This is a genomic window from Campylobacter concisus (assembly GCF_003048605.1).
GTDB lineage: Bacteria > Campylobacterota > Campylobacteria > Campylobacterales > Campylobacteraceae > Campylobacter_A > Campylobacter_A concisus_BM.
Genome location: NZ_PIRX01000001.1, coordinates 197,294 through 215,000, shown reverse-complemented (window position 1 = coordinate 215,000; position 17,707 = coordinate 197,294). Strand labels below are relative to the sequence as shown.

At 40.4% G+C, this 17,707-nt stretch carries 15 protein-coding genes; 14 read left to right on the top strand and 1 reads right to left on the bottom strand.

The window, feature by feature from the left end:
• The first annotated feature begins 270 nt into the window (after positions 1–270).
• The 14 genes from CVS86_RS01035 (at position 271) to hypA (ending at position 14,368) form a co-directional block, all read left to right on the top strand.
• A complete protein-coding gene (locus tag CVS86_RS01035) occupies positions 271–1,416 on the top strand; it encodes a hydrogenase small subunit (RefSeq protein ID WP_107790693.1) in 1,146 nt (381 codons plus the stop codon).
• Between the two features lie 9 nt (positions 1,417–1,425).
• The gene (locus CVS86_RS01030) at positions 1,426–3,144 is read left to right on the top strand and encodes a nickel-dependent hydrogenase large subunit (protein ID WP_107790692.1); all 1,719 of its coding nucleotides are present in this window, start codon (positions 1,426–1,428) and stop codon (positions 3,142–3,144) included.
• Between the two features lie 9 nt (positions 3,145–3,153).
• A complete protein-coding gene (gene cybH / locus CVS86_RS01025; RefSeq protein ID WP_021085813.1) occupies positions 3,154–3,834 on the top strand; it encodes a Ni/Fe-hydrogenase, b-type cytochrome subunit in 681 nt (226 codons plus the stop codon).
• The gene (locus CVS86_RS01020; RefSeq protein ID WP_107790691.1) at positions 3,834–4,376 is read left to right on the top strand and encodes a HyaD/HybD family hydrogenase maturation endopeptidase; all 543 of its coding nucleotides are present in this window, start codon (positions 3,834–3,836) and stop codon (positions 4,374–4,376) included. The genes cybH and CVS86_RS01020 overlap by 1 nt, the downstream gene beginning before the upstream one ends.
• The gene (locus CVS86_RS01015) at positions 4,373–5,845 is read left to right on the top strand and encodes a hypothetical protein (protein WP_107790690.1); all 1,473 of its coding nucleotides are present in this window, start codon (positions 4,373–4,375) and stop codon (positions 5,843–5,845) included. Before CVS86_RS01020 ends, CVS86_RS01015 begins: the two co-directional genes overlap by 4 nt.
• Positions 5,829–8,054: a carbamoyltransferase HypF gene (gene hypF / locus CVS86_RS01010; protein ID WP_107790689.1), complete on the top strand. Its 2,226-nt coding sequence runs from the start codon at positions 5,829–5,831 to the stop codon at positions 8,052–8,054. Before CVS86_RS01015 ends, hypF begins: the two co-directional genes overlap by 17 nt.
• Before the next feature lie 45 nt (positions 8,055–8,099).
• Positions 8,100–8,513, top strand: coding sequence for a nickel-responsive transcriptional regulator NikR (gene nikR, locus CVS86_RS01005; RefSeq protein ID WP_103638568.1), 414 nt, complete (start codon positions 8,100–8,102; stop codon positions 8,511–8,513).
• Positions 8,514–8,869: 356 nt separating this feature from the next.
• Entirely contained in the window at positions 8,870–10,132 is a 1,263-nt protein-coding gene (locus CVS86_RS01000) for a DUF2157 domain-containing protein (protein WP_107790688.1), read from the top strand.
• Positions 10,129–10,779: a GDYXXLXY domain-containing protein gene (locus tag CVS86_RS00995; RefSeq protein ID WP_107790687.1), complete on the top strand. Its 651-nt coding sequence runs from the start codon at positions 10,129–10,131 to the stop codon at positions 10,777–10,779. The genes CVS86_RS01000 and CVS86_RS00995 overlap by 4 nt, the downstream gene beginning before the upstream one ends.
• Before the next feature lie 107 nt (positions 10,780–10,886).
• Positions 10,887–11,699 (top strand): hydrogenase nickel incorporation protein HypB, encoded by an 813-nt coding sequence (gene hypB / locus CVS86_RS00990; protein ID WP_107790686.1) that lies wholly within the window; start codon positions 10,887–10,889, stop codon positions 11,697–11,699.
• Positions 11,699–11,938 carry a HypC/HybG/HupF family hydrogenase formation chaperone gene (locus CVS86_RS00985; RefSeq protein ID WP_009293878.1) on the top strand — a complete coding sequence of 80 codons (240 nt, stop codon included), beginning with the start codon at positions 11,699–11,701 and terminating at the stop codon, positions 11,936–11,938. Before hypB ends, CVS86_RS00985 begins: the two co-directional genes overlap by 1 nt.
• Positions 11,938–13,026 carry a hydrogenase formation protein HypD gene (gene hypD, locus CVS86_RS00980; RefSeq protein WP_103609423.1) on the top strand — a complete coding sequence of 363 codons (1,089 nt, stop codon included), beginning with the start codon at positions 11,938–11,940 and terminating at the stop codon, positions 13,024–13,026. The genes CVS86_RS00985 and hypD overlap by 1 nt, the downstream gene beginning before the upstream one ends.
• An 8-nt stretch (positions 13,027–13,034) precedes the next feature.
• The gene (hypE, locus tag CVS86_RS00975) at positions 13,035–14,027 is read left to right on the top strand and encodes a hydrogenase expression/formation protein HypE (protein ID WP_107790685.1); all 993 of its coding nucleotides are present in this window, start codon (positions 13,035–13,037) and stop codon (positions 14,025–14,027) included.
• Entirely contained in the window at positions 14,027–14,368 is a 342-nt protein-coding gene (hypA, locus tag CVS86_RS00970) for a hydrogenase maturation nickel metallochaperone HypA (protein ID WP_021087609.1), read from the top strand. Before hypE ends, hypA begins: the two co-directional genes overlap by 1 nt.
• An 868-nt stretch (positions 14,369–15,236) precedes the next feature.
• Here hypA and CVS86_RS00965 read toward each other — a convergent pair.
• On the bottom strand, positions 15,237–17,702 hold the full coding sequence (locus CVS86_RS00965; RefSeq protein WP_107790715.1) for an AsmA-like C-terminal domain-containing protein: 2,466 nt from the start codon (positions 17,700–17,702) through the stop codon (positions 15,237–15,239).
• Between the last annotated feature and the right edge of the window lie 5 nt (positions 17,703–17,707).

The following is a 17,707-nucleotide window of genomic DNA, read 5'->3' as shown; positions in this document are numbered from 1 at the left end:
ACTAAATTATATTTTTTAAAAATTATTAAAAATTTGAATTGATATTTACTTTCAGAAAAATAGAATTTTTGCCATATCATTTCTCAAAATGGGATAAATTCTCACTAAATATTATTTTTTAGCATATTTTAAGACTATTGATAACAAGGCGTTTAAAATTTTAATCTTTAAAATTTATTTAAATATAATTACTAATAGAATAAAATAATATTTGTCTTCTTTAAAAAAGATAAGATACAAAATAAACAAATTTCAAATGAAGGAGCTTATATGAATAATGACTTGCGTCAAAAGATAAATAGACGCTTAAGCGAACTTAGTGCATTGCCTAAAATGAAAAATGACACTAGTATTGCGCAGCTTTTAAAAGATAAGGGCTTTACTAGGCGTGATTTTATGAAGTGGGCTGGTGCGATGACAGCTTTTATGGCATTGCCAAGTGCGATGACACCGATGGTTGCTCGCGCTGCTGAGCTAAGCGATAGGCTCCCAGTGATATGGCTTCACATGGCAGAATGCACTGGCTGTAGCGAGGGCCTACTAAGAACTGACGCTCCAAGCATAGATAGCCTTATATTTGACTACATAAGCCTTGAATACCACGAAACTATCATGGCTGCTGCTGGCTGGCAAGCTGAAGAAAATTTAGAGCATGCGATAGAAAAATATAAAGGCAGATACATCCTGCTAGTTGAGGGTGGCATCCCAACAGGAGCTACTGAACACTTTTTAACAGTCGGACCTCACGGCACAAGCGGCAAAACTCACGCTGTAAATGCCTCTGCTAACGCGGCTGCTATCTTTGCCATTGGCACCTGTTCTAGCTTTGGCGGTATCCAAGCAGCTAAGCCAAATCCAACAAATTCAGTCGGTCTTTCAAAGGTGACTGATAAGCCAGTCATAAACGTGCCAGGCTGTCCTCCAAGTGAGAAAAACATCGTTGGCAACGTGCTTCACTACTTGCTATTTGGCACTTTGCCTGCACTTGATGTTTATAACAGACCAAAATGGGCTTATGGCTTAAGAATTCACGATCTTTGCGAGAGACGCGGTCACTTTGATGCGGGCGAATTTGTCCAAAGCTTTGGCGACGAGGGTGCAAAAAATGGCTACTGCTTATATAAAGTAGGCTGTAAAGGTCCATATACATTTAATAACTGCTCACGCGAGAGATTTAACCAGCACACATCATGGCCAGTTCAGGCAGGTCACGGCTGTATAGGCTGCTCGGAGCCAGACTTCTGGGATACGATGGGGCCGTTTGAAGAGCCGATGGCTGATAGGCTATTTGACACTGTTTTAGGGCTTGGCGCTGATAATGTAAGTGATAAAATAGGCATTGGAATTTTAGCACTTGCTGGTATTGGCATGGCGGCTCACGCTGCACTAGCTTGTATGAGTAAAGATAAAGAATAAGGCGAAAAAATGAGTGAAAAAAGAATAGTAATAGACCCTATAACACGTATCGAAGGGCACTTAAGAATAGAAGTCGTAGTCGATGAAAATAACGTTGTAAAAGAGGCTTACTCTGGCTCAACTCTTTGGAGGGGCTTAGAGCAGATAGTAAAAAACAGAGACCCAAGAGATGCTGGCTTTTTCATGCAAAGAATTTGCGGCGTTTGCACATACTCACACTACCGAGCAGGCATAGTAGCAGTTGAGGATGCCCTTGGCATCAAGCCTCCGCTAAATGCCGAGCTAACTAGAACGCTCATGAACGCAGCTTTATATCTTCACGATCATATCGTGCACTTTTATCAGCTTCACGGCATGGACTGGGCAGACGTCGTCTCTGCATTAAGCGCAGATGTACATAAAGCTAGCGAAGAGGCGTTTAAATATACAAGCACGCCATTTGCAACAGGCGCAGACAAGCTAAAAGAGGTAAAAGAGAGGGTTGAAGCCTTTGTTAAAAAGGGCAACCTTGGACCATTTGCCAACGCATACTGGGGACATAGCACATATAAATTTACTCCAGAGCAAAATTTAATCGTCCTCTCTCACTACCTTGAGTGCCTTAGGATCCAAAGAACAGCAGCTCAGATGATGGCTATCTTTGGCGCGAAAAACCCACACCCACAAAGCCTAACAGTTGGCGGCGTGACCTGCGTGATGGATCTTATGGACCCAGCTAGAATGGGCGAATATATGAGCAAATTTGCTGAGATCAAAGAATTTGTAGATAGAGCTTACTATCCAGACATTTTGATGGCGGCTAAGGCTTATGCAAACGAGCCAAGCGTTCTAAACGACGTTGGAGTATCAAATTTATTCTGTTACGATGAGTTTTTGATCGGCAAAAATGACCATCTATTTAAAGGTGGTATCATCTTAAATGGCGATCTTAGCAAGGTTTATGACATAGACGAAGAGAAGATCACAGAAGAGGCAACAAGGGCTTGGTATAAAAATGACAAAGCGCTTCATCCTTATGATGGTGAGACAGAGGCAAACTACACTGGCCTTGTTGATGGCGAGAGCATAGACGGCGAGGGCAAGCTAGCTCACAGCAAGCTTTTTGACACAAAGGGCAAATATAGCTGGATCAAAGCGCCAAGATATGATGGCATGCCTATGCAAGTAGGACCGATCGCAAGCATCGTCATAAACTACGCTAAAGGCAACGAGAGAGTTAAAAAGATAGTTGATGAGTTTTTAGCAAAGAGTGGCTTGCCACTAAGTGCAGTCTTTTCAACTCTAGGCAGAACAGCTGCTCGTATGCTTGAGGCAAAAGTGGTCGCAGAGCACACAATGGACGCATTTAATGCCTTAATCGAAAATTTAAAGACAGATCAAGAGACCTGCACAAAATATGTAATAGATAACAAAAAAGAATATAAAGGAAATTTTCAAGGCAACGCTCCAAGAGGCGCGCTAAGCCACTGGTGTCGCATAAAAGATGGCGTCATCTCAAACTGGCAAGCAGTTGTGCCAAGCACTTGGAACGCCTCTCCAAAAGATGCCAAAGGTCAAATGGGCAGCTACGAGGCGTGCTTGATAGGCTTAAAGATCGCTGATCTTTCAAAACCGCTTGAGATAATACGAAAAATTCACTCTTACGATCCTTGCATCGCGTGTGCTGTGCATGTTATGGATACGAAGGGAAATGATTTGAGTACTTATAAGATAAATCCAAATTTGTAAGGAGAAAAGATGTCACATAAAAATCCTGACAGGATCAGCGAATACGAATTCTCCATCGGCGTTAGGCTGACACACTGGATTAGATTTATAGCTATCACGCTTTTAGTGGTTAGTGGCTACTACATCTCTTATGTCTTTATGAGTCCAGAGATCACAAGCGAGCCTACAAATTTCATGCAAGCAAAGTGGCGTTTGGCGCACCAGGTCGCTGGCTTTGTGCTAATAGCGGTATTTATCTTTAAATTTTATCTATTTGTCTTTGATAAACACAGCAAAAAAGAGTGGATGAGCGTGCTTGACTTCTTAAGTCCAAAAGTTTGGATAGCGCAGATAAAGTACTACATTTTTATGGGGCCGCACCCGCATTTAAGGGGCGTTTATAACCCATTGCAGTTTGCCTCATACTTTTTCTTTTACGTCATCTTGGCACTCATTTGCCTAACTGGCCTAGTGCTTTACGCTCACGTTTATCACAATGGACTTGGCGGAGCGATCTACGAGCCAGCAAGATACTTTGAAGAGCTTATGGGCGGACTAGCAAATGTTAGAACGATACATAGAATTTGCATGTGGATTATCATGATATTTGTGCCTATTCACGTTTATATGGCGATATTTAACGCCGTTAAAGGCAAAAATGGAGCGATGGACGCCATCGTTAGTGGCTATAAATTTGTAAAAGAACACTGATGAGAGTGCTGGTTCTTGGCATTGGCAACGTTATGTTTGCTGATGAGGGCATAGGTGTTCATTTTGTAAATTTGATGGCTAAAAACTATAAATTTACAAGTTCTAAAAACGAGCTTACTCTAATGGACGGGGGCACTTTAGCCCTCGCTCTAACTCACATAATAAGCGAATTTGACTATCTCATCGTCGTTGATTGCATTAGCGCAAATGGCGCAAGCGTGGGCGATGTTTATTTTTTCGACTTTCTAAACGTGCCAAATTTTATCAGCTGGGACGGCTCGGCTCACGAGATCGAGATGCTTCAAACCCTTCATCTAATGGAGCTGGCAGGCGACAGGCCGACAACCAAAATCCTAGGCATCGTGCCTAGCCGCATAGAGTCATCAAATTTTAGCCTCTCAGATGAAGTGACAAAAGCTTCTAATATCCTAGAAAAAACGCTGCTTGATCACTTAAAAGAGCTTGATTTTAAGTGCGAAAAGGTGGCAAATTTCACCTTAAATGATACCCTCGATGACTACGCCAAAAAAGGTTTAAAATGATACTTGCTTTTAAATTTGACTGCTTTAAAAAGCCAGCCTTTTTGGCGCCATTTTTACGCTCATTAGCTGGGGAGCTTAAGCATTCTATAAGCTGCAAAGATGATCAAATTTGCCTAAAGGTAAGTGGCTTTGCCAATGAGCTTAGCGCCCTAGCAGACAGAGCTAGCGTCATCTTGCCTTATAGCCTTTATATAAAGCATAGCGAGGTTGATACAGCAGATGAGCTTGACGTGGCAGGTGAGATTAAAGATATAAAATTTGGCACGCTTAGCCCATCTCAAGCGGCGGCATTTTTGGCTAATGGCAAGGCTATTTTAAATGAAAGTGGCACGCTTGCTTTGAGTAAATTTGATGGTGAGATAACGCTTGATAATTTTAATGAAAAGCTAAAAACCTGCCTAAATTTATTAAAAAATGGTAAGAGCGTTTGCATAGAGCAAGATGAAAATTTATATGAAATTTCTCTTGGGGTAAATTTTGATGCAAATTTCTTGATGCCTGTAAATTTAAAGCAGCTACCAAAAATTTTTATAACTGGTGATAGGGCGCAGATCGCGCTTGCCAGCTTTGAAAAGCCACTTTTGGCACTAAAAACGACAGCCATTTATAGGCAAAATCACGAGGACGCGCCGCTATTTTTTGACGTGATGGCGCCAAATGATCTTTTTCTTTACGCCCTTTGCGAGCAGTTAAATCGAGATGGCTTTAGCTTTTTAAGCGTTACTGTAAAGGAGCAAAAAAGCGCTCTTTCAAGGCTTGCTTTGCTTGAAAACAGCGCACTTTTAAGCCCATTTTTTTATACAAAAGATGAAGAATTTGAGCTTAACTATTTGGGCGAAGTGGCTTTGGGGCTAAAATTTAGCAAATTTAGCGATGATGAAATTTGCCTGCTTTCAAAATCAAGCAAAACGCAGCTTCTATTTTTACCAAAATTTAGCAGCTTTGAAGAAATTTATGAGCTCATAAGAGCCGATGAGAGCGGCGAAAGACTACTTGAAAACTTTAGTAAAGAGCGCGCCCTGCCAAGTGGTAAATTTAGCTCAGATGCTAGCTTTTTCTCGCTATTTTGCATTGCTGGACGCTTGCTTGGCTTAAGTGATGAGTTTAAAAAAGCAGGGGAGAATTTGCTTCTTATGGCAAGCGATTTTAGCGGTCAAAAGGGCGTTAGGATCGATTATAAAATGAAAGATGACTTTGGTTTAGACGGGGTTAAGTTTGTAAAAAGTATCATTTCATTTATCCTTGCTGGCGCTGGAGAGAAGAATATCAGCTTTGGTTGCACCGAGTCTTTGGCGCATTTTTTGAGCGATTTTAGCTATGAAAAACGAGATAAATTTAAGATCAAAAACGTTACTTTAAGCGGGGATTTATTTTATAATAAGGTAGTTAGCAACTTGATGAAAAAGCACCTAAACCCAAATATAAAAACAAATTTTGACCCCGGATTTGGCATTGAGATCAAGCTTTAGATATGAGATCAAAGGCTTAGTTCAAGGCGTTGGTTTTAGACCTTTTGTCTATACTTTAGCGGACAAATTTAAGCTAGTTGGCGAAATTTACAACGATGATGAGGGCGTGAAGCTAAATTTTAGCGGCGAAGAGGCTAGCTTTTTGGCTTTTGAAAAAGAGCTTTATGAGAAGCTGCCAGCCCTTGCTAGGATCGATGAACTGCATAAATTTAAGATAGATAAAATTTATGAAAAGCTTGAGATCATCGCTTCAAAGTCAGCTACCAAACAAGCGCCTATCTTGCCTGATTACGCACTTTGCGATGACTGCTTGCGTGAGTTTTATGACCCCACAAATCCACGCTACAAATACCCATTTATAAACTGCACCAACTGCGGACCGAGATTTTCCATCATCAAAGCATTGCCTTATGATAGGGTAAATACGACGATGAATGAGTTTAAGATGTGTAAATTTTGCGAGAGCGAGTACAAAGATCCGCTTAATCGTCGCTACCACGCAGAGCCGATCTCTTGCCCAAACTGCGGACCAAAGCTATATCTAAAAGATAAATTTGGCAAAGTTTTGGCTAGTAAAAACGAAGCAGCCAAAGAGGCGGCTAAGCTCATAAACGAGGGCAAAATTTTAGCCATTAAGGGGCTTGGTGGCTTTCATCTGGTTTGCGATGCGACAAATGAAGCAACAGTTTGCGAGCTAAGAGCTAGAAAGCACCGCCCAAGTAAGCCATTTGCGTTGATGAGTAAAAATTTACAAAACGCTAGAGAGATAGCGCAAATTTCAGAAGCAGAGGCTAGGCTTCTTAGCTCAAATTTAAAGCCGATCGTCTTGCTTGAAGCAAAAAATGGCTCAAATATCGCAAAAAGCGTAGCTCCAAATTTAAACAAGCTTGGCGTTATGCTCGCATTTAGTGGCATACATCTTTTGCTTTTTGACCACTTAGAACACGACATCATCGCAACTAGCGCAAACATCTCAGGCGAGGTTGTGATAAAAGATGAGAGCGAGCTAAGAGAAAAACTAGGCGACGTCATAGACTTTTATCTTGATCACGACCGAGAAATTTACTCGCCAAGTGACGATAGTATCGCATTTTGCGTTGGAGATGAGACGATTTTTACAAGGACGAGCCGCGGGCTAAATCCAAATTTCATCCATACAAATTTCAAGCAAAAAGGGACGTTTTTAGCCCTTGGAGCGGAGCTAAAAAGCTCATTTTGTATCTACAAAGACGGGCTTTTGATGATCAGCCCATATATCGGCGACCTAAAAAACGTGGCGACTTTTGATAGGTTTAAAGACATTTTCACCCTTTTTGAAACGACTTATGATCTAAAAATAGACAAGGTCATAGCCGATCTGCATCCAAATTTTTTAAATACAAAATGGGCAAAAGAGCAGGGCTTTGAGCTAGTTCATCTGCAGCATCACTACGCACATTTGCTAAGTGTGATCTTTGAAAATGATTTGCCAGACAAAGAGTATCTTGGCTTTTGTTTTGATGGCACAGGATATGGAGAGGACGGCAAAATTTGGGGTGGCGAGGTCTTTAGGCTAGATAAAAATAGCTACAAGAGAGTTTATCACTTTGATGAATTTAGCTTATTTGGCGGCGAAAATAGCATAAAAAATATCTATCTCATCGCTTATTCTATTATTTTGAAGTACGAGCTTGAGGATGAGGGGCATAAATTTTTAGTAAATTTTGATGAAAAGGTGCTTCGAAATTTCAAGATAATGGAGCAAAAGGGGCTAAATTTAGTAAAAACTAGCTCTGTTGGTAGGATATTTGACGCATTTGGTGCGATAATATGTGGCATTTCTCACTTGAGTTTTGAAGGCGAGAGTGGCATGAGGCTTGAGGCACTTTATGATAAAAATTTAGATGTGTGTTACAAATTTAGCCTAAATGACGGAGTTATCGGCTTTAAAGAGGCTTTTAAAAGTGCTTTAAAAGATGAGCCAAGAGTGGCTGCAACGGCATTTATAAATGGCATGGCTGATATTATTTTTGAAATTTCTAAAAATGAGAAAAAAGAGATTTTACTAAGTGGCGGAGTTTTTCAAAATAAGACTTTGCTTGAGCTTATTTACAAAAAATTTACTAAAGCAAATTTGAAATTTTATATCAATAAGAAATTCTGCAGTAACGATTCTAACGTAAATTTAGGGCAAATTTATTATTATTTATCCACATTTTCTAATAAGTGATGTATAATTATTTTAAACGGTAATCAAACGAGAAAGGAGCAAAAAATGGATAGTGTTATACGTTTTAGTGTTTCTTTGCCTAGTCAATTACTAGACGAACTGGATAGAAAAGTTAGCGAACAAGGCTACGCTTCTAGGAGTGAATTTACAAGGGATTTGATCCGTGATAAAATCGTAAGCGACAGCTGGAAGGACGCTAACGAGGAGTTGATTGGGGTTTTGACGCTCATTTATGTGCATCATCACAACGATTTGGTGAATAAAAAAATGGATATCGAGCATGACTCTGATGTGAAGATCATCTGCACAAATCACGTCCATGTCGATCACCACAACTGCTTAGAAACAATCTCTATAAGGGGCGAAGCGGAGAAGATAGAGCGCTTTGCTGATAGGATTGCTGGCTTAAAGGGTGTTAAGTTTTCTAAACTTACAAAGGCTGCTGTGCCTAAATTTTAAGCTAAAAGCTTTTTTGGCTCTTAAATTTGGGTTTTTGTAAATAGCTAGCAGTGCTCTTGGCTGCGGAGCTTGTCTTATTTTGTCTTTTTGTTAGTTTTTTAGCAGTTTTTGTGATCCATTTTTGCAAATTGTTATTGGGTTTTGCTATTTCTTGCTTGCCTGATATCTTTTTTGTGGCGAAAGTTTGATGACCGTTTGTTTTTACTTGGGCTTTGGCTAAAGCTAAATTTGCAAAAGCCCGCCCAAGTTTTTTGGCTTTTTAAATTTCTCCCTTTTTGTTTTATTTTCTTCTGGCATTTTTGGCGCTTGTATGCTATCATTAGCCACAAAAAAATGTCATTTAAAGAGAATGAAAGATGAATTTTTACAATAGAAATTTTCTAGCCAAAGAGCTAGATCGCTGGCAAAAAGAGGATGTGGTCGATAAGGCCACCGCTTTAAAGATAGCAAATTTATATGATATAGATCTAAACGCTCATAGCGAAAAGACTAGCTTTATCTTAAAGTTGGTTGCTTATCTCTTTTTCGCGCTGGCATTTTTTACCCTAGTTGGAGCCTACTGGGAGGAGATACCAAGGATGGGGCGCCTTGTCATCATCTTTGGCGTGCTTGCTCTTTTAAATTTTGGCGGAGTTTATTATCTCAAAAAGGGCAAAGACAAGCTTGGCACGGCTACGCTCTTTTTGGGAAATTTCTGCTACGGAGCGGCCATAGCGCTTATCGCTCAAATTTATAATATTAGCGACGAGCCAAGTGGCGGAGTTTTGCTCTGGAGCGTTGGAGCTATGGCGCTCTCTTTTGCTAGCAAAAAAGCCTTGCTGGTGGCTCAAAGCCTTGTTTTTGCGACGATCTGGTTTGTTTTAAAGGGCATGGGCGGCGAGTTTGCTTATGAATTTATCGTCTTTATAGCCCTTGGCACCTACATGCTTTATAAAAGTGACTCGGCATTTCTTGCGATTGTACTTTTAGCGGATATATTTTTCTACATCGTTTCGCTTTGTGCTAGGATCAGCGGGTTTAATGAATTTTATGGTTATGATCTTATGTTTAGAGCGCCGATGGCTGCTACTTTATCACTCTCATACGCGCTTTTACTTGTCGCGCTCTTTAACACGTTAGCTGGCTTTAGAGATAGGCTAGCGCACCTTGTAAAAGGCTTTGGCAAGTATCTTGGCATCGTTATCTTGATCGTTTGCCTGATAGCTTATGCAAATGGCGACATCTACGAGCTAGAAGAAGATAAATTTTGGTTTGCAAAAGCATTTTTCTATAGCAGTTTTGGCAAGGTTTTTGCCGTATTTGGCATCGCTAGCATTGCGCTATTTTTTAAAGAGAAAAACAAAAGTGGCTTGCTTCTTGGCTTGGTACTCTTTGCGTTGCCATTTGTCTTTAGCTTGGGCGTGGGATATGCAAATATCTTCTTCTCGCTAGTAAACATCATCGTCGCAGCCGTGCTTATCAAAAATGGCGAGCTAACGCTAGGACTATGCATGATATTCTTAGTTGCGGTGGTTAGATACTTTGAGCTAATAGGCGATTATTTGGGGGCTACGGCGCTATTTATCGTCTTTGCCTTCGTCGTGCTCGCAGTTGCTGCTAAAAAAGGACGTACAAAATGAAGATAAGATCACTAATACTAGCCATAATCTTTCAAATTTTACTAATAATTGCGATGCTCGCATACGCGCTCATGCCACTTTATCTTGGAAAAGAGGTAAAAGTGAGGGTAAATCTTTACGATCCAAGAGATCTATTTCGCGGAAACTACGTGAGCTTGAGCTATGATTTTTCAAATCTGCAGCAGTATAAATTTGATAAAAAAACTGGCGTTGAGATAGATCAATATGATAGAAATTTCTCAAAAAATGATGAAATTTACGCCATTTTGAAGCAAGATGCGAATGCCACTTACGCTTTTGATAAATTTAGCTTTACTAAGCCAAAAGATGCTCTTTTTCTAGCTGGCAAATTTGATGGATATTCATTTGTAAAATATGGCATCGAAGAGTTTTATATGCCAACTAAAAAGGCAAAGCAAACTGAGCGAGAGATGATGGATCAAGACGTGGATGCTGTTGCTGTTTTGATGGTGATGGATGATGGCAGGGCAAGGCTAAAAGATATCATCATCACGCCAAATGGCAAAAAAAGAAGCAATGATGAAAATTTTGATGAAAATGGCTACACAGATGACAACGAGAGTATAGATGATAACGAGAGCCTTGAAGAGCTAGATAAAAACGCTAGTTTGCAAGATCAAAGATAAAAAAATGGCTTAATTTATCTTATTTGCATAAAATGCCCTTAAAATTTAATTTTATTTTTAAATTTAAACGTTAAAATCTCTGGAAATTAATAAAAAAGGATAAGAAAATGTGTAAAGACTGCGGTTGTTCAATGGGAAATCACACCCACACTCACACTCATGCCGATGGCACCACTCACTCACACCCACACACTCACGATGGACATACAGATCACGCTCATGACGCTCACGAGCATAGCCACGAGGCTCACGCGCACCCTGTGCTAAACGAGGGCAAAACGATAGATGTGATAGAGAAAATCCTCTCAGAAAACGACAAAGAGGCCGCTCACAACAGAGCGCATCTTGATGAGAAAAAGATACTTTGTGTAAATTTGATGAGTAGCCCAGGTGCTGGCAAGACCACGCTTTTAGAGGCTACGATAAAGGCTGGTAAATTTAAGATAGGCGTTGTTGAGGGCGATCTTGAGACTAATCAAGATGCCGACCGCATAGTAAAAGCTGGCGCAAAAGCTCATCAGATAAGCACAGGTCAGACCTGCCACTTGGACGCTTTTATGGTGCATGAGGGGCTTCACCATCTACCGCTAAATGAGCTTGATCTAGTCTTTATAGAAAATGTTGGAAATTTAGTCTGCCCTGCAAGCTACGACGTTGGCTCGCACTTTAACGTTGTGCTTCTTTCAGTGCCAGAGGGCGATGACAAGGTGAGCAAATATCCAGTGATGTTTAGAGCTGCTGACGTGCTTCTCATTACAAAAGCTTCGCTTGCGCCGCACTTTGACTTTGATATCGAGCGAGTTAAAAACGACGCTAGAAAGCTAAATCCAAAGGTCGATATCTTTGTGGTAGATAGCAAAACAGGCGAAGGCATCGATAAATGGATAAGTTATTTGGAATTTAAAAAAGAGCTAAGATAATGTGCCTCTCGATCCCTTCAAAAGTAATAGAAATAGATGAAAATAACGTTGCTACCGTTGAGACTCTGGGCGTTACTAGAAAGGTAAGCCTAGATCTCATCTCTGAAGAGGTAAAAGTTGGCGAATACGTGCTAATCCACGTTGGATACGCCATGCAAAAGATCGACACGCAGTTTGCGCTTGAGAGCTTGGAGGTCTATCAAAAGATCGCTGAGGATATGGACGCGGGGAAAATTTGATGGATCTTATCAATGATTTTCGCGATAAAAATTTAATCCTAGCTCTTTCTAAACTGATACAAAAAGAGAGCGTAAAACCGCTAAATATCATGGAAATTTGCGGTGGTCACACGCATAGCATTATGAAATTTGCACTGCCAAGCTTAGTTGGAGAGCATATAAATTTCGTCCACGGCCCAGGCTGTCCAGTCTGCGTGATGCCAAAGAGCCGCATAGATGAGGCCTGTAAGCTTGCTAGCATGGATAATGTGATCTTTTGCACGCTAGCTGACATGCTAAGAGTGCCTGGCTCAAAGACAAGCTTGCAAAAGCTTCGCGGCGAGGGGCACGACATAAGAGCACTTTACACGCCACTTGATGCGCTAAATATCGCTAAGCAAAATCCAGACAAAAAGGTCATATTTTTTGCCATTGGCTTTGAGACGACGACTCCGATGAGCGCAAATTTGGTTGAAAAAGTGGTGCAAGAGGGCATTAAAAATTTATACTTTCACATAAATCACGTGACCGTCCCAGCGCCAGTTAGAGCTATAATGAGCGATGAAAACGTAAGGATAGACGCATTTTTGGGACCAAGCCACGTGAGCGTCATCACAGGTAGCAAAATTTACAAAGAGCTAGCGAGCGAATTTAAAAGACCCATAGCCATTAGCGGTTTTGAGCCACTTGACATCATGGCAAGTGTCTTAAATTTAGTCCGTCAGCAAAACGCAGGCACTTATGAAGTATATAACGAGTATGCAAGGGCGGTCAAAGAAGAGGGCAACGTCAAGGCAAAAGAGCTCATAGCTAAGTACTTTGAGCCGTGCGACTTTGTCTGGAGAGGCCTTGGCGAGATAGCGCAAAGTGGCATGAAACTAAAAGACGAGTTTGCCTATCTTGACGCTAGAGTGCAGTTTGACTGCAGCGTAGAGAGCGCTGGCGAGAGCAAGGCTTGCATTTGTGGGCAAATTTTAAGAGGGCTAGCAAAGCCGACAGAGTGCAAGGTCTTTGGCAAGGTCTGCAACCCACAAAATCCGATAGGATCGTGCATGGTCTCAAGTGAGGGCGCTTGTGCGGCATATTTTAAATACGCAAGAGTTGGTTAAGGAATTTAATGAAAAAGATAATGCTAAGCCACGGCGGCGGCGGCGAGGAGATGAACTCGCTTATAAACGAGACGATATTTAAAATTTTTGATAACGAAATTTTAAGACAGAGCAACGACTCAGCGATACTAAATTTAAACGGAAAGATCGCATTTAGCTCCGATAGCTTTGTGGTAACTCCCATTTTTTTTAACGGCGGCGACATCGGTAAGATCGCAGCTTGCGGCACGATAAACGACCTTGCGATGGTTGGAGCAAATGCAAAATACCTAAGCTGCTCGCTAATCATCGAAGAGGGGCTTAGCATAGAGGAGCTCGAGCGTGTGCTTGGCTCGCTTGCAAAAACATGCAAAGATAGCGGCGTGAGCGTGGTTTGTGGCGATACGAAGGTCGTGCCAAAGGGCAAATGCGACAAAATTTTTATAAACACAGCAGGTATCGGCGAGATAGTTTGCGAAGGCGTGGAGCTTAAAAATTTAAAAGCAGGGGCTAAAATCTTAATCTCTGGAGATGTTGGCAGACACGGCGGCGTGGTGCTAGCAGCAAGAGAGGAATTTGAGCTTGGGCTTGATCTAAAAAGTGACTGCAAAAGCCTAAAAGAGGTTGTTTTAAAGCTATTTAGCGCTGGCATAAAACCACAAACTATGCGTGATGCGACAAGGGGCGGACTAAGTGCGGTGCTAAATGAGTGGGCTAAATTTAGCAAATTTGACATCTTAGTTTTTGAAGAAAATATCAAGGTCGCAGACGAAGTGATGGGCGTTTGTGAGCTATTTGGATTTGAGCCTTATGAGCTTGCAAATGAGGGCACTTTTGTGATGGCTGTCGATGAGAGCCAGGCTGAAGAGGCACTTAAAATTTTAAGAGAATTTGATAAAAACGCGATGATAATAGGCGAAGTAATGGAAGCCAAAAACGAGCGTGTCATCATAGAAAACGCCTATAAATCAAGAAGATTTCTCGAGCCGCCAAAGGGTGAGCTACTGCCAAGGATCTGCTAATGCACGAGCTTAGTATCGTTCAAAATTTAGTTAGCCTTTGCGAGAAAAATGCTGCCAAAGAAAACGCCAAAGAGATAAGCAAGATCGAGATAAAAGTTGGTCGCTTAAGCGGAGTGGAGCCACACTATCTGGAGAGTGCATTTGATGTTTATAAGACTGGCACGATCTGCGAAAACGCCGAGCTTGTCATAAATTTACAAGGCATTGTTGTAGAGTGTTTGGATTGTGGATTTGGCGGGGAGCTTAGCGAAAATGACTTCACCTGCCCAAAGTGTAAAAGCCAAAATTTAAAGGTAACTGACGGCGAGGATATGTATCTTATGCGCCTTGAGATGAAGTAAAATTTTACGTATTATAATGCGTAAAATTTTATGAATTTATTGATTTTTATGGATAGTGTTAAATTTTTCTCAATCAAACGCCTAAAGAGCTATAAAAACGAGCAAGAGCATAAAAAGAACTTTTTGCTAGTACAGGCTGGCTTAAAAGCTTGGTATTTTAGAAATTGCCACTAGAAATTTGGCTTTTTTAGAGCATTGATAAATAATGACGAGATAAATTTTTTAGGTCATTTATCGCGCACTTCAGTCTAGATGATTTTTGGTCTTTATGATAATGGATTAATAAGTTGAGCCAAAGATCTTGCGCCAACTCAAAAATACATGCTAATTAGCCCTTAAACCGATAAATACGGCAAAGTGCGAACATAGTAACAATTCTAAAAGAAATATCGCGTTTATCACTCGACCCTTTTTTAAAGGACGAAATTTCAACAAAGTTATAGCCCTGAAATAGCTTACTTTGGCGGAAATTTTTGCAAAGACAATAGAGCAGGCTAAATTTTATAGCTACATTATAAATCTAGCTAGGTCGTAAAATTTAATACTTTTGCGCACTTGATCGCTTTAGCTTGTAAAAGAGCTGTAGATACTGTGAAAACCTAAATTTAACTATAAAATAAGCTTCTACCAAAACTAAAGTCCATAATATCTTGCTTCAAAAATAACAAGCCCAGCACTTTATTTTAAACTAAATACCAACTCGTACTAAAAAGACTTTGGCAGGGCATTGAACCGCAAGTGTTGGATGGTTTTGTCAATGAAATGTTTTTTGACAAAAACCAGTGAGATATCTAAATAATTGGCGGATAAGCTCCGCCGTGAACTTCGTCGCAATTATACTAAACAATAATGTTTTTTGCGCAACACTTTACTCAAATATCAAAAACGGAGCTTGCAGAACGTTTCTTATTATCTTTAGCGGTGAGAGCAGGGCATCTTGCAAGATTTGTGTTGAGTACTCGGGCTTTTCAGTCGTGCCACGTATGGCGATGACGGTTGAGAGCGAGCGGTCTTTGCCAAGGATGATTTGGTTGATAAGTGGGATTTTGTCGATGATGCCGCTTGCGTCTTTTAGTATCTTTAGCTCAAGGTCGATGTTTATCTTTTTGCTCTTTAGATCGATCGTGCCGCGTCCGCCGATATCTGCGCTCGTGCCTATCATCTCAATCGCTAAAAACTCGATCACGTCGCCCTTTCTAGTAAGTAAAATTTTGCCGTTTTTAACAGTAAAACCCTTGTCGTTAAAGTCAGGCGTTTTAAAGCTAAGAAGTGACGGCACCGAGTTTAAAAAGCTTAAGAGTTTTTGATAAAAGATGTAGTCTTTTAGATACGTGCCAAAAAATCTCACCTCAGCCTTGAAATTTTTCGAGCTCTCTCCAAGCATTTTTAGGCGAAATTTACCGCCCTCAAAGCTCTTGACGCCAAAAAGGTCGTTGATAAATTCGCCACTTATATCAGTTGCGTCTAAATTTATACTTTTCTCATCGCTAAAATATCCAACTCTGCCTTGTTTTGCCAGTCCGTTTAGAGAGGTGCTTTTGCCCTTTTTCTCGGCGCTAAAGCTGGTAAATGGCAAGGTTTTGTTTAGATCTTGCAAGATGATGTCGCCATTTTTTGCAAAGAGCTCAAGTGGCGTGCTTTGCTCTTTTGTGCTGTTGTCATCAAGCACAAGCAAATTTAGGTCGTTGCTCTTGGCTTCTATGCCTTTTTCGGCGATATTTAAAGAGAGTTTTTTGCTCGCACTTTGCACTTTTACGCCAGCCTTTGAGACCGTGATCAAAAAGTCGTCACTATCATATTTTGAGCCATTTTTATCCAAAAACGGCATGTCAAATTTAAGCCCTTTTGCCAAAATTTCAAGATTAGTAAAGTCCTTGCTCTTTATGCTCACATCTTCAAAGCCAAGCACGCCATTTTGCTTTAAAACTGGGGAGTTTTGCATTATAAAGTTGCTATTTTTCGTAGCTATCACGTTCTCATCGCCAAAGCTTAAATTTAGTCCAAAAGGCTCAATGCTAAGCGTGGTCTCGCTTGGCTTGCTAAAGTCAAGAAGCGCGGTAAAGGGCTCATTTTTAAAGGCTAAAATTTCATCATTTTTCTCTTTTAGATCAAAGCTTTCTATGACGCCCTTTATCTCGCCGCTACTCTTTTGCAAGTCGATATTTGCCACGGCGTTTGCTCTGAAAAAATCAAGCCCAAAGCCGCTTGCATCGATGTTTAGCACAGAAGTATTTACGAGCTTTACAAGGGCACTTTTAGCGTTAAATTTACTCCCAGCGATATCTAAAACCGCGTCACTTATCTTAAAATCGCCATTTGCGATGACGCTTTTTTCATCAAAATTTTCTAAGCTTTTTTCGTCAAGCTTTATCAAAATTTTTAGGCTAGCGTCCATTTTGCCGCTTAGCTGCCTAACTGGCACGTTGATCTTATAAGCTCTTAGTATCTCATTTATCGCCTCATCGTAAATAGAATTTGTCTTTATAAAAAGCTCTAAATTTGCACTTTTTTCATCAAAGATATTATTTATAGCAACATTTGAGCCATCAAGCTTTTTGCCTTTATAAACTGGAGCTGTAAGGTCAAATTTAAGCTTTGAGTTATTAAGCGTGATGTTTGCCTCAGCGACATTTACAGCTGACAAGCCTTTATCAAATTTAACAAGTAAATTTTTGGCATTTGCAGTCGCGTTTAGCTCGTTTAAGAAAAGATCATTTTCTTTAAGATCAGCCTTGCCGTTTATCTCATTTAGGTGATAGTCATCAGCCACGATGTAGCCATATATCCAGTTTTTAACCTCGCTGTTTAGGTGTATGCGGCTATCAAGCTCAGCGATGAAGTCCTTGATGCTGCCAGCATTTACGTCATAGGCTTTGTAGATTAAAAGAGTATCTTTTAAGGCGAAGCTAAGCTTGCCATTTAGCTCGTGCGAGGTGAAATTTCCATCAAATTTATAATCATCTTTGTCAAAATTTGCACTGCCCTCGCCGCTGATGCTTACGTTAAAATCTTTAAGGCTTAAATTTTTTACTATGAAGCGATCTATGCCATCTTGCTGCTTATTTTGAAATTTGATATCGATGTTTAGATAAGGGCTATCAACGAAAAATATATCATCTAAAAATAAAATTTTGATCTTAAAATCATCGCCGATTTGCACGCTCTCAAGTGAAATTTCTTGAAAAAAGGTCTCGAGGTAGTCCACGCCCTGACTAAGGTTTAAAAGTCTCTCATCGCTACTTTTTTGTGCTGCGTCTTTTTTAAAGCTTGGAAGCTTGATCTGCTTTGCTCTTACAATTAATTTTTTATCTAACTTTATATATAATTGCTCCAATTTTA

What these genes read in the sequence shown, in the direction of transcription:
- nikR (WP_103638568.1), top strand. Translation starts at nt 8,100, where the DNA reads ATGGATAGTGTTATACGTTTTAGTGTTTCTTTGCCTAGTCAATTACTA.
- CVS86_RS00985 (WP_009293878.1), top strand. Translation starts at nt 11,699, where the DNA reads ATGTGCCTCTCGATCCCTTCAAAAGTAATAGAAATAGATGAAAATAAC.
- CVS86_RS01020 (WP_107790691.1), top strand. Translation starts at nt 3,834, where the DNA reads ATGAGAGTGCTGGTTCTTGGCATTGGCAACGTTATGTTTGCTGATGAG.
- CVS86_RS01015 (WP_107790690.1), top strand. Translation starts at nt 4,373, where the DNA reads ATGATACTTGCTTTTAAATTTGACTGCTTTAAAAAGCCAGCCTTTTTG.
- hypD (WP_103609423.1), top strand. Translation starts at nt 11,938, where the DNA reads ATGGATCTTATCAATGATTTTCGCGATAAAAATTTAATCCTAGCTCTT.
- CVS86_RS00995 (WP_107790687.1), top strand. Translation starts at nt 10,129, where the DNA reads ATGAAGATAAGATCACTAATACTAGCCATAATCTTTCAAATTTTACTA.
- CVS86_RS01035 (WP_107790693.1), top strand. Translation starts at nt 271, where the DNA reads ATGAATAATGACTTGCGTCAAAAGATAAATAGACGCTTAAGCGAACTT.
- CVS86_RS01030 (WP_107790692.1), top strand. Translation starts at nt 1,426, where the DNA reads ATGAGTGAAAAAAGAATAGTAATAGACCCTATAACACGTATCGAAGGG.
- cybH (WP_021085813.1), top strand. Translation starts at nt 3,154, where the DNA reads ATGTCACATAAAAATCCTGACAGGATCAGCGAATACGAATTCTCCATC.
- hypB (WP_107790686.1), top strand. Translation starts at nt 10,887, where the DNA reads ATGTGTAAAGACTGCGGTTGTTCAATGGGAAATCACACCCACACTCAC.
- hypE (WP_107790685.1), top strand. Translation starts at nt 13,035, where the DNA reads ATGAAAAAGATAATGCTAAGCCACGGCGGCGGCGGCGAGGAGATGAAC.
- CVS86_RS01000 (WP_107790688.1), top strand. Translation starts at nt 8,870, where the DNA reads ATGAATTTTTACAATAGAAATTTTCTAGCCAAAGAGCTAGATCGCTGG.
- hypA (WP_021087609.1), top strand. Translation starts at nt 14,027, where the DNA reads ATGCACGAGCTTAGTATCGTTCAAAATTTAGTTAGCCTTTGCGAGAAA.